14 protein-coding genes are annotated in these 14,509 nt (G+C 49.6%); 6 read left to right on the forward strand and 8 right to left on the reverse strand.

Going from position 1 to position 14,509, the window contains the following annotated elements; all coding sequences use genetic code 11:
- The first annotated feature begins 241 nt into the window (after positions 1–241).
- A complete protein-coding gene (locus tag IQ268_RS13855; RefSeq protein ID WP_193879746.1) occupies positions 242–1,708 on the forward strand; it encodes a phosphoglucomutase/phosphomannomutase family protein in 1,467 nt (488 codons plus the stop codon).
- 80 nt (positions 1,709–1,788) lie between these two features.
- On the forward strand, positions 1,789–2,373 hold the full coding sequence (gene rdgB, locus IQ268_RS13860) for an RdgB/HAM1 family non-canonical purine NTP pyrophosphatase (RefSeq protein ID WP_193879749.1): 585 nt from the start codon (positions 1,789–1,791) through the stop codon (positions 2,371–2,373).
- Between the two features lie 255 nt (positions 2,374–2,628).
- Here rdgB and IQ268_RS13865 read toward each other — a convergent pair whose 3' ends face one another.
- Positions 2,629–2,967: a P-II family nitrogen regulator gene (locus IQ268_RS13865; protein ID WP_193879751.1), complete on the reverse strand. Its 339-nt coding sequence runs from the start codon at positions 2,965–2,967 to the stop codon at positions 2,629–2,631.
- Between the two features lie 483 nt (positions 2,968–3,450).
- Between IQ268_RS13865 and IQ268_RS13870 the strand changes: the two genes are divergently transcribed.
- The 3 genes from IQ268_RS13870 (at position 3,451) to IQ268_RS13880 (ending at position 6,232) form a co-directional block, all read left to right on the forward strand.
- Entirely contained in the window at positions 3,451–4,935 is a 1,485-nt protein-coding gene (locus IQ268_RS13870; RefSeq protein WP_193879753.1) for a cell wall metabolism sensor histidine kinase WalK, read from the forward strand.
- 76 nt (positions 4,936–5,011) lie between these two features.
- A complete protein-coding gene (locus tag IQ268_RS13875; protein ID WP_193879755.1) occupies positions 5,012–5,686 on the forward strand; it encodes a response regulator transcription factor in 675 nt (224 codons plus the stop codon).
- Positions 5,687–5,728: 42 nt separating this feature from the next.
- Positions 5,729–6,232, forward strand: coding sequence for a hypothetical protein (locus IQ268_RS13880; RefSeq protein ID WP_193879757.1), 504 nt, complete (start codon positions 5,729–5,731; stop codon positions 6,230–6,232).
- Positions 6,233–6,318: 86 nt separating this feature from the next.
- Here IQ268_RS13880 and IQ268_RS13885 read toward each other — a convergent pair whose 3' ends face one another.
- Positions 6,319–6,486, reverse strand: a complete 168-nt coding sequence (locus IQ268_RS13885; protein ID WP_193879759.1) for a hypothetical protein — start codon at positions 6,484–6,486, stop codon at positions 6,319–6,321.
- A 575-nt stretch (positions 6,487–7,061) separates the two neighbouring features.
- On the opposite strand from IQ268_RS13885, the gene IQ268_RS13890 reads away from it, so the two are divergent.
- Positions 7,062–8,540, forward strand: coding sequence for a CoA-acylating methylmalonate-semialdehyde dehydrogenase (locus tag IQ268_RS13890; protein ID WP_193879761.1), 1,479 nt, complete (start codon positions 7,062–7,064; stop codon positions 8,538–8,540).
- Between the two features lie 130 nt (positions 8,541–8,670).
- Here IQ268_RS13890 and IQ268_RS13895 read toward each other — a convergent pair whose 3' ends face one another.
- From IQ268_RS13895 to IQ268_RS13920, 6 genes are all read right to left on the reverse strand, one after another.
- Positions 8,671–9,240 (reverse strand): DUF2231 domain-containing protein, encoded by a 570-nt coding sequence (locus IQ268_RS13895; RefSeq protein ID WP_193879764.1) that lies wholly within the window; start codon positions 9,238–9,240, stop codon positions 8,671–8,673.
- A 139-nt stretch (positions 9,241–9,379) separates the two neighbouring features.
- Complete coding sequence (locus tag IQ268_RS13900) at positions 9,380–10,120, reverse strand: DUF2993 domain-containing protein (protein ID WP_193879767.1); 741 nt, start codon at positions 10,118–10,120, stop codon at positions 9,380–9,382.
- Between the two features lie 119 nt (positions 10,121–10,239).
- Entirely contained in the window at positions 10,240–10,998 is a 759-nt protein-coding gene (locus IQ268_RS13905) for a DUF2993 domain-containing protein (protein ID WP_228035354.1), read from the reverse strand.
- A gap of 329 nt (positions 10,999–11,327) precedes the next feature.
- A complete protein-coding gene (locus IQ268_RS13910; RefSeq protein ID WP_193879773.1) occupies positions 11,328–11,810 on the reverse strand; it encodes a hemerythrin domain-containing protein in 483 nt (160 codons plus the stop codon).
- A 132-nt stretch (positions 11,811–11,942) separates the two neighbouring features.
- Entirely contained in the window at positions 11,943–12,977 is a 1,035-nt protein-coding gene (locus tag IQ268_RS13915) for a hemerythrin domain-containing protein (RefSeq protein WP_193879776.1), read from the reverse strand.
- A 577-nt stretch (positions 12,978–13,554) separates the two neighbouring features.
- Positions 13,555–14,415 (reverse strand): SDR family oxidoreductase, encoded by an 861-nt coding sequence (locus IQ268_RS13920; protein WP_193879779.1) that lies wholly within the window; start codon positions 14,413–14,415, stop codon positions 13,555–13,557.
- Positions 14,416–14,509: the final 94 nt, after the last annotated feature.

Raw genomic sequence — 14,509 nt, forward strand, 5'->3', positions numbered from 1 at the left:
CATCAGGAAATCACGTCCTCACTCAGAGTTATATTTTTGATTCAACCGTGTAGTGCAAAGTTTTGGCATGGAAGCGCCAGAAAGTTTGTCAACCAGGCCACTGAAAGGCTATAACTTCTGGCAAACTGAGGATTTACAGACCGCATTCATGGCCTGTAAAGTACTGAGTTGCTTTCAGGTTATTTGCGTTTGTCACTTACCCAAAAGAGCAGCGTCACGGTTTCATTGAGGCAAAGTTTGTATGGCAGTTCACCTTTCACCCGCAATGTTTGCTGCTAAGCCAATTACGTTTGGCACAGATGGTTGGCGGGGTCTCATTGCCGCCGATTTCACCTTCGAGCGGCTAACCCGAGTTGCGCCCCTGGCGGCGTTAGCGTTGGAGCAAACCTTCGGTTCTACTACCGGCAGCCGAACCGTCATCATCGGATACGATCGCCGTTTTCTCTCTCCAGAATTTGCTGGCGCTACCGCAGAAGCGGTCAAAGCCGCCGGATTTGATGTTTTGCTGTCTGAGGGCTACGCGCCAACGCCCGCCTTTAGCTGGGCGGCAAAGCAGCAGAACGCCCTGGGTGCCTTGGTGATTACTGCCAGCCACAACCCTGGAGCCTATTCTGGCTTGAAGGTTAAAGGCGCATTTGGTGGTTCGGTTTCCCCCGAAGTGACCCAGAAAATTGAAGCGATGCTAGAACGAAATGAATCCTGTTCATCCAGTTCTCCGGGCACGCTCAACACCTTTGATCCCTGGCAGAGCTATTGTGAAGGGCTACAGGCCAAAGTGGATATTTCACAACTGCAAGGCGCGATCGCCCAGGGCAAACTAACCGTGTTTGTAGATGTAATGCATGGTGCGGCCGCCAGCGGATTAGAGCGGCTGTTGGGCATTCCCGTCCGGGAACTGAACAGTAACCGCGATCCACTGTTTGAAGACGGTGCCCCCGAACCCCTACCGCGCTACTTAAACAAGCTGTTCGAGCAAATTAAGGCGTATCGACTCGAAAACCCGGATGGCCTGGCGGTTGGCTTAGTATTTGACGGAGACAGCGATCGGATTGCCGCCGTAGACGGACAGGGCAACTTCCTCAGTTCTCAAGTGTTAATTCCGGTGTTGCTGGAACATCTGGCGATACGGCGCGGCTTCACTGGAGAAGTCGTCAAGACTATTAGCGGTTCAAACTTAATTCCACGGGTTGCCAAGCTCCTCAATTTGCCGCTGCACGAAACACCGATTGGCTATAAATATATTGCCGATCGCATGTTGAGTACGCCAGTCCTCTTAGGGGGTGAAGAATCGGGCGGCATTGGCTACGGCAACCATATTCCAGAACGGGATGCGCTGCTATCTGCCCTGTATGTGCTGGAAGCGATCGTTCAGTCGGGAATGGATTTAAGCGATTTGTACCAGCAGTTGCAGGAAAAAACAGACTTTTCTTCCGCTTACGACCGGATTGATTTACCCCTTGCCAGCATGGAGGTGCGATCGCGCCTGCTAGAGCAGCTTCAATCGCAACCGCCCCAGGAAGTAGCAGGACAAGCCGTGGTCGATTGCCTTGCCATCGACGGCTATAAATTTCAACTGGCCGATCAAAGCTGGCTCCTAATTCGCTTTAGCGGGACAGAACCTGTGCTGCGCCTGTATTCTGAAGCAAATTCTCCAGAACGAGTCCAACAAAATCTAACTTGGGCAAAAGATTGGGCAAACTCAATTTAAGTCAGCGCTGAATAGTCGTTACTAGACGAGAGCAGCACACTCTCGTCTTTGTTGTTTAACCTTACTTTTTCCATTCACTAATGGTTACTCTGATTGTTGCAACGAGCAACCCCGGTAAGCTCAAGGAAATGCAAGCCTATCTCACCGATTCCAGTTTGAACTGGGAACTAGCATTAAAGCCAGATTCTCTAGAAATTGAGGAAACCGGAACCACCTTTCTAGATAATGCTCGTCTGAAAGCGTCGCAAGTCGCGCAGGCTATGAATCAATGGGCGATCGCCGATGATTCTGGTTTGGCTGTGGATGCCCTGGGCGGCGCACCCGGCGTTTACTCTGCCCGCTATGGCAAAACCGACCGCGAACGCATCGAACGCTTACTGTTTGAGTTAGGCAACGAACCGAATCGGCAGGCTCAGTTTGTGTGCGCCATTGCGATCGCCCGTCCCGATGGCAAGATTATGCTAGAAACAGAAGGTATTTGCCCCGGTGAAGTGCTGGACACACCGCGAGGCAGGGGAGGGTTTGGCTACGACCCGGTGTTTTATGTGCCCGATCAACAAATGACGTTTGCCGAAATGCCTCCCGAAACAAAGCACGCGGTTAGCCATCGAGGGCGGGCATTTCAAATTTTACTGCCTCAGCTCAAATCATTAGCCGCTGATTGATCCCCAGTTCCCATCTCTGAGCATAGATTCAAGCCTACTCGACCTTGCTCTTGCGGCAATACTTGGCGGCAATACTTGGCGGCAACAGTTGGTTGGGTTCAACCTAGACCCCGTAGGGACATTGCGCTGCAATGCCCCTACCGTGTAGCGCATCCAATCGACCGCCTTGGGGCAAGCGAGCCAGGCCGCAGCATCGTTCCAGTCGCCCGTGTAGAGTCTTAGCCGTGACGCAATGATGAAGCTGCGTGCGGCACGTTAGATTGCTTCCAGGTCTTTTTCGCCCGTCCGAATACGAATCACTTCATCGACAGGCGTGATGAAAATTTTGCCATCTCCAATTTCTCCGGTACGCGCAGCAGACAAGATTTTGTCAACCACCATATCAACTTGATCTTCTTCAACAACAATCTCGACCTTGAGCTTTTGCAAAAACTCAACCGTATATTCTGACCCGCGATAGCGCTCGGTTTGTCCTTTTTGCCGCCCAAACCCTCGCACCTCCGAAACCGTCATTCCCACAATTCCAGCATTAACCAGCGCGATTTTGACTTCGTCGAGCTTAAATGGACGAATAATAGCTTCAACTTTTTTCATCGATGGGGTTACTCCTCATGTGCTCTTTTATCATCTTCTCAGCATGACCTTGTGTAGCACCGCCAAGAAGCAAGGTTTTGTAGGGTTTGTTACTGTCTAAAAACTCCCACACTATTGTGCCACCAGAACTGTCACCTAAGTGAATCAACACGTCAAGAAATGAGTACTTCTGGATCTGCTTCAGCTTTCTCAGGAAATGCTGTGACTTTCCTCAGGCAAAAATCATGTGGATCTTAACGACGTGCAATAGATTGGTGAATAGCGCTTCTCAGGTTTAGCCTTAGCCATTCAAACTAGTGATTGATCGCTTGTTGAGTCAGGCAGCGATCGCCAAATCCAGCGATTCATTCCAATGGTCGGGCAGAAGATTGGTTCAAGCAGATTGGTTCACCAATAGAATGCAAGCCGGAAGCCAATCAAGTAAGCAGAGATCACCTTAAGCATAGGTTGCAGTAGCGTATGGAGGGACGGAAGCCAAGTGGGATGAAACGAGTCAACTCGACCCTGAACCGGGTTCGTCGATGGTGGCGAAGGGGGATCGATCCGTCTTCGTTACAGCTTCGCCTGTCCTTAGGGGTGGCAGTGGTGTTTTTAGCAGGGGTGAGTGGAATTGGCCTTTGGACAACATGGGATATGCGGCAAATGCTGGTGGTTAAGCATGAAAAGCATTTGTCGTTTGTTGCCGATCGCTTGGCGGAAGAGATCGAGCAAACCGCTCTAGCCAATTTTCCGGACGCATCGTTACAACCCATTGTCGATCGCTGGTCTTCCCCAACCTTGTGGATTTGGGTCAAGCAGTCAACGGGGGAAATGGCGGCCTACTCTAGTGCGATCGCGCCATCATCTGACCCGGCCAGCCTGCCCGCCACTTCACAGATGTCGGTTATTCCCAAAATTTACCAGGTGAATGACCAGTACTGGGTCGTTTGTAAGCGCGATTTGCAAGCGAACGGGCAAACGTTGGGACGCTCGATCCTAGCGCTCAATATTACCCACGATTACACCGTTCTATCGACCCTGATCCGCAGCCTCAACCTGGCGATCGCGCTAGCGATCTTTGCCGTACTAGTTGTCATTGTGCCGTTTGTCTGGCGATTACTGTATCCTTTGCGTCAGGCGGGTCAACTTGCCGGAACAGCAACCAGAGACGGCACCGATTTGAGATATTTTGACCCTACCCGCTATCCAAGCGAGGTGAAGGAATTAGTGCAAACATGCAGCCATCTCTCCGATCGCCTGTGGGAAACCGGACAGATGCAGCGCGAATTTACTAACAACATCTCCCACGAATTGCGAACCTCTCTTAGCGTGGTGTATGGCTACCTGCAAAGCACACTGCGGCGTGGTTCTAACCTATCTACGCCTCAGAAAGAATGCTTGGGCATTGCGGTATCAGAAATTGAGCAAACCATTCAACTCTTGCAAGATTTGCTTAACCTCGCCAGAACAGACAGCGGCTCAATTCCCTTCAGCGTAGAGCCGTTAATTCTTAACGAGGTGGTGGCCGAGACCATGAACGCCGTTGAGCAATTGGAGCATCGAGTCGTGCAATTGGACGGGCAATCTGCTCCTATTACAGTGATGGCCGATCGCACCCACCTTGCTCAAGCGTTAGTGAATCTGCTGGACAATGCGGCTCGATTTTCTGCGGCGGAGCAGCCAATTACAGTAAAGCTTTACCAAACGGGAAACCAGGCGGCTATTCAAGTGTGCGATCGCGGCTGTGGCATTCCACCGTCTCAGCAAGTTCATATTTTTGAGCCGTTTTATCGGGTCGATCCATCGCGATCGCGCATCACAGGCGGTGTTGGACTGGGGCTGGCGATCGCCAAATCTCTGGTTAAAGGCATGGGAGGACAACTGACAGTGTGGTCAGAACCAGGCCAAGGTAGCATTTTTACTATAACGCTACCCGCTGCCCCCGCTAAACCGTTGCATCCCAAGGAGTCAGGATTTAAGCACCGCTAGCCCTGCTGGTGCAACCCATCCCTCAAGACCGTTTGGCTGACTGATGCCTGTCCCCTCATCGCCTCAAGGAGGCACTATGACTGCAAATATTTTATTAGTTGAGGATGAAGTGAAACTGGCTCGCTTTGTTGAGCTAGAGCTGAGCTATGAGGGATATACCATTAGTGTGGCGCATGACGGCTTTAGCGGACTAACCATGGCTCGCGAGTCGCCACCAGATTTGGTGATTTTAGATTGGATGATGCCCGGTATGACTGGCATCGAAGTCTGCCGCCGCTTGCGAGCCACAGGCAGTAAAACACCAATTATTTTACTAACGGCAAAGGATGAAGTGAGCGATCGCGTTACCGGGCTAGATGCTGGAGCCGATGACTATGTCGTCAAACCCTTCAGCATCGAAGAACTGCTAGCGCGGGTACGTGCCCATCTACGTCGCACTCAGGAAAGCGATCCAGACGTGCTGCACTTTGAAGACCTCAGCCTCAACCGCCGCACGCGTGAGATCGTGCGGGCAGGGCGATCGATTGAACTGACGGCAAAAGAGTTCGATCTGCTGGACTATCTGTTGAGCCATCCGCGCCAGGTGATTACCCGCGACCAAATTCTAGAGAAAGTTTGGGGGTACGACTTTATGGGCGACTCTAATATTATTGAAGTGTACGTTCGCTATCTGCGCCTTAAGCTGGAAGAGAACGGCGAAAAACGGGTGATTCAAACCGTACGCGGCGTTGGATATGTCTTGCGAGACTAGAAAGCAAGACGTAGAATCAGTACAAACGTACCCTTTAACCTTATGGTTCAATACACACTAACCCAAACCCCGGATGTCGTTTTGACAGTTCCCGGCAAAGATTCTCCTAAAGCTCGCGACAAGGCAATGGAGCAGCTCATTGAGCTGATGGATGCAGGCAAAGTACCAACCGACCTATCCGAAGGATTTAGCCCACAACAGTTTGTGGAAGTGACGGAGCAACCCGCACAAGCGGAGCCTGAAATTGACCCAGAAGATGCCATCTCTCAAGCTGTGCAAACGCTGAGCAACCTTGCCACGCTGAAAATAAAGGTGCAATCGTCTCGGGCAGAAGCGCTGCAAGTGCGCGATCAGGTAGACATGCTGTTTAGCGACGACGCCGTAAACGAGGACGAAATTACCAAACTAAAGGAAGGATTTAAAGTACTGAAAACCTTCGCTCAGGCAAATCTGCGGTATCGAGAAGCTCGTGCCAACGCCGAGCAAGCGCGAGCCATCCTGGATCAGGCCATCGGTTCGGCAGGAGCGAAACCCACTCGCTCTTAAGTGGCACCAGAAGACTGGAACCGTCAATGACTGGAATCGTGAAGGGAATTGGCTTCCAGCACAATGTTGCGCCAAACGTCCATTCTTTAGCCAGACAACCCTGATTTCAACTCAACTTCCAGTTCTTGCAATCGTTGCCTTGCCGCTTCAATGTAGCGCAAGGCAAGCTGCTTATCTTCGACTTCTATATTAGCGATCGCCAACTCCAAGCATTCACAAACCAATTTAATAGCGGTGACCAATGATACTGACATAGAAGCGACTTTCATTAACTTTGTATTAGTCTTACTTCATTAGAATGGACAGTTATTTCGTTTAATTCGCACGTCTTCCTGCTTAATTTTAGTCAGCATGTAAGCGGAGGGTAATGTTACCGATACTACTTTTAACAATCTATTTTTACGTAGTTTTACAGCTAAATTATTTGACGGCTGCTCACAGAAATACAGCAACTTGTTGTGATGGCTGTTGAATGTAAACCTTGTGCTTAAACGCCCTGCCACACAGTATTTCATCTACATATAATCACTGTGGCTCCAAGCAAGACTCGGCTCTTTAATAACCGTTTGTTGTTTGTTAAAGGGTGTTTGAAACGATTCAAGTTCTGCCTTCATCCCCTAAATTCCCTCACCTTTGCAGAGTTTCGCACTATGTTGTGGTGCAAAATCCCTGTCTGGTTCAGCGCTCCCGTCAAAACCAGAGGTGGGAAATTTAAGGGACGGTTCGGATGTCAGTCAGCACTTTTCAAATAATCCTCTAAGAGCAAGCAGTGGGATGATAGTTGAAGCTTGAACCTTGCAGTATCACGAATCAGGAACTTTAACGAGAAATGTCGCAGGCAGACGTTTTGCAGAACTACATCAACGGCGAGTGGCGTGACGCTAACGCTAGTGACTATCTTGACGTTATGAATCCGGCTACGGCAGAACGGCTAGCCCAAGTGCCGCTTTCTTCAGGCCATGATGTTGATCGGGCGGCACAGGCGGCAGCAGCGGCGTTCAAAACCTGGCGACGAACCCCACCCACTCAGCGAGTACAGTATCTATTTCGGCTGAAGGTGCTGCTGGAGGAGCAGTTTGAGGACTTAGCCCGCACGATTACGATGGAGTGTGGCAAGACATTGGCCGAAGCACGGGGCGAATTGCAACGAGCGATCGAAAATGTGGAAATTGCCTGCGGTATCCCCATGATGATGCAGGGCACCAATCTGGAAGACATCGCCACAGGTATTGACGAAATCATGATTCGGCAGCCGTTGGGGGTGGCTGCGACCATTGCTCCGTTCAATTTTCCGGGCATGATTCCTTTCTGGTTCATGCCCTATGCGATCGCCTGTGGCAACACCTACATCGTCAAGCCGTCGGAAAAGGTGCCTTTAACGATGCAAAAGGTGTTCCGGCTAGTTGATCAGTTGGGATTGCCCAAAGGGGTGCTAAATCTGGTGCATGGGTCAAAGGAAGCGGTAGACGCTATTCTCGATCATCCAGCGATTCGAGCCATTAGCTTTGTCGGGTCTACTCCGGTGGCTCGCTACGTTTACAGCCGCGCCGCAGCCAACGGCAAACGAATGCAGTGCCAGGGGGGTGCTAAAAATCCGGTGATTATTTTGCCGGATGCGGATCTGGACACCACCACTCGGATCACGGCAGACAGTGCGTTTGGCTGTGCTGGACAGCGCTGTTTGGCGGCTTCGGTGGCTGTCACGGTTGGAGAGGCGAAACAGCGCTACACAGAGGCGATCGCCCAGGCTGCAACCGATCGTGTAGTGGGCAACGGGTTAGATGAGCAGGTGCAAATGGGGCCAGTAATTACGCCTCAGAGCCGGACGCGAATTGAGCAGTTGATTCAGCAGGGTGCTGATGAGGGGGCACGAGTCTTAGTAGATGGACGATCGCCCAACCTCACTGGATGCGAACAGGGTAATTTTGTACGACCCACCATTTTGCAAGATGTTGATCCGAATAGCGCGATCGCACACACCGAGATTTTTGGCCCGGTGTTGAGTTTAATTCACGTTAAGACCCTTGATGAGGCGATCGCGCTAATCAACAGCGGTCAATTTGGCAATATGGCCTGTTTGTTTACCAGCAGCGGAGCAGCGGCTCGTAAGTTTCGCTACGAAGCCGAAGCGGGCAACATTGGCATCAACATTGGAGTGGCGGCACCAATGGCGTTTTTCCCCTTCAGCGGCTGGAAGGATAGCTTCTTTGGCGATTTGCACGGGCAGGGACAACATGCTGTTGAGTTTTTTACGCAAACTAAGGTGGTTGTAGAACGCTGGCGTGAGGATTGGTCACGCCAGTTTTAAGCGAATCGACTTCATGGTTGCAACAAACAACCTCCGGGCAGTTGCTCGGAGGTTCGATCAGCGAAATGGTTGATTGCAGTTCCAATCTCAACGCTTGAGAGGCAGAGATTGGACCATATCGACTCGTGGACTAATCGGCCTGTTCCCGGCTAGCAGGGCCGATCGAAGCCACCTTGTGACGGAAGGTTAGCTCACCGCCAAACCAGCCACCCAAACCCAGCAAGCTGGCAACAATCACCGAGATAATTAAGCCAGTCGGCAATACGCCACCTTCTTGATTTCCCCATCGCAAGCTAAGGTTGATACCCGTTGCCACGATCGCCGCCACATTAATATACATGTGTGCCCAGCCAGCCTTGCGCTTACGGACACGCTTGATATTGATGAAGTCAAACATGCCAATAACCGCCGCCAACAGGCCAGCCGTAAACCCCAAGCCGATAAGCCAAATGGAAGCGCGTGCCCAAAACGGATCGCGGGTTAGCCAGTAACCAATATCAGACCCAGCCGCGCCAACCAAAAAAGCAACGGGAAAAATAACAATAATGGGATGAATGGGATGTCCGGCGATCGCCACAGAACTGGTAATTCCAGTACTGCGATAATCCGTATCCTTACTCTCTAAAACCCAGGGAATGTTCGGATAAGGAGTCTGGTTACTGCTATTTTGCTCACGCTGGCTTGAATCGGTTGTCTTCATGCATTTTCTCCTGTCGCATTTGCAATACCGTCAATCGATTAATTGGCATCTAACGGCTATTTCATTAGTATTCAGCTTGTTAGATGCCAACATCTCGCTTTGGGAAGAGGTCACATCTGAACCGATTTGTATTCACTTCTTAACCAGGAAATTGTTCGACGTGAGCTTGCGCCTGCATCACTAGCTTGCCTTTCTGGACATCTAGCTTTTGCAACTGTAGCGACATCCCTTGCAGCTCAAAATTGCGTAAGTCCAGCAAATCTTTGGCGCTGTTGAGCAACGCATCGGTTAGCTCCGGTGAAACTTCCTGCCCCTCTGCGTACTGAATATCTTCCAACGCCACGCGGTTTCCGCCTTCTGCAACCCGTGGCACTGCCGTAAACGCAACCTGTCTCTTCTCGTTCTTTTGCGGAATAAACACCTCTGATTCCAAAGCCACCTTGTTATCTTCGGGGATGCGGAATTTGACGTTACGCAAACTTACTTTTAATGATTCTCCATTGATAGTGAGCTGCTGGTCGCGCAGTTTGGCCTGGATATACTCAGCGTTGAAAGCCCGCTCCAGATCGCCTTCTGTCAAAACAACATGAGCAGAAGCATCAGTAGGACGTTTTAGCTCAATGTCGCCAAATGCCGCTTTCAGTGGGTCGATGGCGATCGCATTCGTTTTGAGGGTCAGTTCTTCGGTGCGGAGGTCTTTTTGCATCACCATCCCTCTGCCCTCAATCTCTGCCGATTCCAGTTCTCCTTGAACCAGTTTGCCGGGGTCAGTACGCAAATCAACATCGAGGCTTTCAACCTCATCTAACTGAGAAGACATACCCACTTCTGCGGCCTTGCTCAATGCCTGTTCGCCCATGTCAGGGTTACCGGATGCCATAATAATTGTTCCTAATTTGAGTGGTTTCAAAGGGTGATAAATCTGTGCTAAATGGAAGCCATTAACGCTGGCAAATATCCATTTAGCGATAGAAAAGCGCTCTTACTCTTGATAGAGTGTTAAGACAAGTCTGCTAACTCAGGAATTTGTCTAAGGTCTGCCTTAAGCCATAGGACGAACCGATTATCATCAACTTCTATCTGCTGAATCTGAACCGATACGTCTTTGAAATGGAAAGAACGCAACTGTATGAATTCGCTCATTTTCATTGCGAGTGCCGCAGTCTCCCGTAGCAACAATGCTTTGTTCGGATCGTCATAGCGACTCGACTCAAAAATGATGGTTTGCCCACCGTTCCAGAACCGCATAGCCAGTTCCATTTCGATAGGCTGCACGCTCTCCGGTCGATGCGCCAGCATGGTTACCTTCAAAATAAATCTGCCGTCACCGGGTAAATAACAGGTAACATGCTGCATGCTGAGCGGTAACGTGCGCTCGTCCACCGGGAGGGGTAAATGTTGCAAGCGATCGCGCACAACTTCAGCGTTCATCGTCTGGTTAAGGTCGGCTTCTGTTAGCGTTACCTTAACCGCTACATCTGCTGATTCTGTTAATTCGAGCTTGCCAGTGGCGGCGCTTAGCAGGTCGATCGCCAGCCGATCGACACGAACCTTGAGTTCCGACATGGAAAGGTCTTGCGAAGTCGATAGCCGTTCGCCTTCCAGGGTGACAGAGTCAGTTTTGCCGGTTAACAGTTGCAGCAAATCACCGTTAACCACAACCTGCAAATCATCAGCCCCTTCTAACTGACTTGCCAAACCCATCTTGAGCAAGTTGCTCAAGATGGTATCACCAATTCCTGTTGTTTCTTGTTGCATCACAACACGATTTCTTACGCAAAATTCGCTGTTAAAAATTTAGGAAATAACGAAAAAAGCAGTTGGATAAAACCCTCAATTCCACACACGGCTTCACCATTAAAACCAGCGTTTCAGCAAGTCCCAAACCCCAGAGTATGGACGCTCGGTTTAATTGATTGTGGCTCAAAACCGTTTGCAGGAATGGTTTGAGACGTAGCCATGTGTTACATTCGTTTTTCCAGCAACCAAGAGGGTATTGCCCCTGCAAACGAGGGGAATACAGGCCGTTTTGGCTGTCTTAAGTTTCGGTTCGGCTGAGCGTTGGTCGAAGCTCAAAAGCGAAGAATTTAGGGACTGCTAACCATTGCCGCTTCAACCTCGTCAACCATCTGCAACTTTGCAGTTTTGAACTCTTGAGCAAGCGCTCTTAGCTGTTGGTCGCTAATGTGACGGCGAACCATTGTAAAGACATCACTTTCTTCTTCTTCAACGTGATGCCGAACGGCTTCTTTCAGTTGTCGTAGCGTGTCCCTGAACTCGTTTGAGTTGGGTTTTGCAGCCTGAATATCTTCGAGCAACACTTTCATTTCGCTATGTTCTGCTTTCGCCTCTTCTACCAGGTTTTTAGCGTCCTCGTATTTTTGCAACGCTGGGTAGAAAACGGATTCTTCAGCTTGAGCATGAAGCGTCAGTTCTTTGTAGATGCGATTAAGATACTCGTACACTTCCTCAGCTTCGCTGGCCGATTCGAGCCTGACGAAGTATTCGTCAACCTCGCGATGATCGGCTGTGATCAAGGAAAGAATATCGTCTGATTTTGAGTCTGTCATGTTCTTTCCCCTGTTGAACAGGTACGAAACTAAAGTTGGAAGAATGAGGCAGGATTGTGGTTTGTTGTCCTGCCTCAACCTTATCTGGCGCGTTCACCAATGGTCAACTAATTTAACCGTTGGTTTGGAAGATTACCGCGCCATCTTTGTTTGCAGTTTCTTCTTGGCTTCCTTAAACTGGGTTGCTAACTGCTCCTGCTGCTCGCTAGAGCAATTGTTGCGGATAGCGGCAAACATAGTGCTCTCTTCCTGACGAACATGGTCAAGAGTGATGTCTTTGAGGCGGCTAACCTTGGTCTTAAACTCCGGAGAGCCAGGGTTCGTCGATTTGATATCTTCCAGCATTTGCTTTTGCTGAGCCTGCTCGTCGTATAGCTCCTGGGTGTCGCTTTCTCCGTAGAACGGACGAACAGTGGGGTAGACAACCTGCTCCTCAGCCTCGGCATGAGCCGTTAAATCCTGATAAAGCTGACCAAAATATTCCTGGATTTTTTGAGGGTCGCTGCTGCTCTCAATTTCCTGGAATAGGGTTCTGGCTTTCTGGTGATCCATCCGAATTACGTCCTGGATGTTCATGTCAGACTTATCGGATGACTGCGTGACGGCACTGCCAAACACACCCGTCAGTGCGGCTACTGCATCCTGAACGCGACCCCAAACGCTTTGATCCGGCTCCTGCCCGGTCAATTCGCGGGTACCCATTACTTCCAGAACGCCCTTGAGTTGCTCCTGGTGTGCCCGGTTTTCGAAGTTGACAGTGTTTAAGGGAGCGATCGCTGCCTCAACATCAGCACCAACCACTTGACCCGCCTTGTGAACCAGCAGACCAGACATCACCTGTCCGTGCTTCAGCAATTCGTGTTGCGCTACTTTCTCATATAGGCTTAGCTCAGAGCCTTGCATCAACTGTTGAATTTGCTCAACCATGCGCTGAACATTTTGTTTAGGCTCTGACTGTACCCCATACTGGGTAATGGCTGTGTCTAGCACACCCATGTTTTTTTGATCGTCAGACAGCATATTGTTAAACCGATCGCGAATGTCGGAATCGGTAATTTCCCGAATGAATTGCTGTTCATTCGCAATTAGCAAATTTTGAATGGCGCGCATACTCGCTAACTTTTCAGCGATCGCAGCACGCTTAGTATCTGTAAGATTTGAAACCATGTTTGATGTTCTCCTTCTCAATATCCACACAAAACTTTAAGTGCGAACATCTATTAAACGTGACACGCCAAAAAAATAAGTTCATCATCCTTTTGATGGAGCTAATTTTTGCCAGAAAAGATAATTTTATATCAGCCTTTTGAAAGCAAGATATCCTTAAGCGACTGCCAACAATCTTCTAATCCGATCTGAGGTAAACCGCAAGATCATTCGACAACCAAAGAACAGCTTTTTCGATGTTTTCTTTTAATTTGTTAGAAGCTCTATCTCTCTATAGAGTACAGAAGGCTTTGTAGCAATCAAACGCTTGTTTGATGCGTCTTAATCGGGTACATAAAACAAACAACAATAGTCCCCTTCCATCTTAGAAAAGGTAGGGGACTTCCGATTCGTTTCTGCTGCAAGGGCCCCCAATTTGAGCAATTTGAGGGACTTTGCACCTGTAGTCAGTCAGAATAGGGGAGCGGTTCAAGTGGCAATCGGTACTTTTGAACCATCCGCTAAGCAGCATTCACAAGCAACAGTGACCTAACGTTCAACAAACCGCTAAACAACCCCTAATTCTTGCTGCTTTAACTTATGCGTTTACCACAACGCCACCATTGGGATGCAACACCTGTCCAGCGATGTAGGAAGCATCATCAGACGCTAAAAACACATAGCTAGTGGCCACTTCCCACGGTTGTCCAGGCCGACCCATCGGCACCTGCTTACCAAATTCTGCCACTTGATCGGGTGGAAAAGTTGAAGGAATAAAAGGTGTCCAGATTGGACCAGGAGCAACAGCGTTGACCCGAATTCCCTTCTCAAGCAGAGATTGAGAAATGGAGCGAGTAAAAGCAAGAATTGCCCCCTTTGTGGTTGCATAACTGAGCAGGGCTTCGTTGCCTTTGTAAGCTACAACAGAGGTTGTATTGATGATTGAACTTCCTGCTTTTAAGTGAGGTAAAGCGGCTTTTGCAAAATAGAACATCGAGAAGATGTTAGTCGCAAAAACTGTTCCCAGCCGTTCAGCATCAACCGTTTCGATGCTTTCTTCTTTGTACTGTTCAGCCGCGTTATTGATCAGAATGTCAAGTTTGCCCAACTCTTTTACTGTTTGTTGAACCGCATCCTGGCAGAACTTTTCGCCCTTAATGTCGCCAGCGATCGCCAAACAACGGCGACCCTCGGCTTCCACCAGTCGCTTCGTCTCTTTTGCATCTTCATGCTCGTTCAAATAGACGATCGCTACATCGGCTCCTTCCTTGGCATAAAGCACAGCAACAGAGCGGCCAATACCGCTATCTCCACCTGTAATTAATGCTACTTTGCCTTGAAGCTTACCGCTGGCTTTGTATCCCGAGTAATCGTACTCAGGTTGCGGCTCCATCTTGCTTTCCAGACCTGGCTTTCTGTCTTGCGCCTGGGGCGGAATTTTGTCCGGTGTAACCGTCATAAAATCTCCTGAATAAATTATTTGAACAGTCGAATTGAACAGTCGAACAGCGATAAAGCTCAGTCGGAACCGTAGCCTGCATTAAACAAAGCGG

The organism is Oculatella sp. LEGE 06141 (assembly GCF_015207605.1).
GTDB lineage: Bacteria > Cyanobacteriota > Cyanobacteriia > Elainellales > Elainellaceae > Oculatella.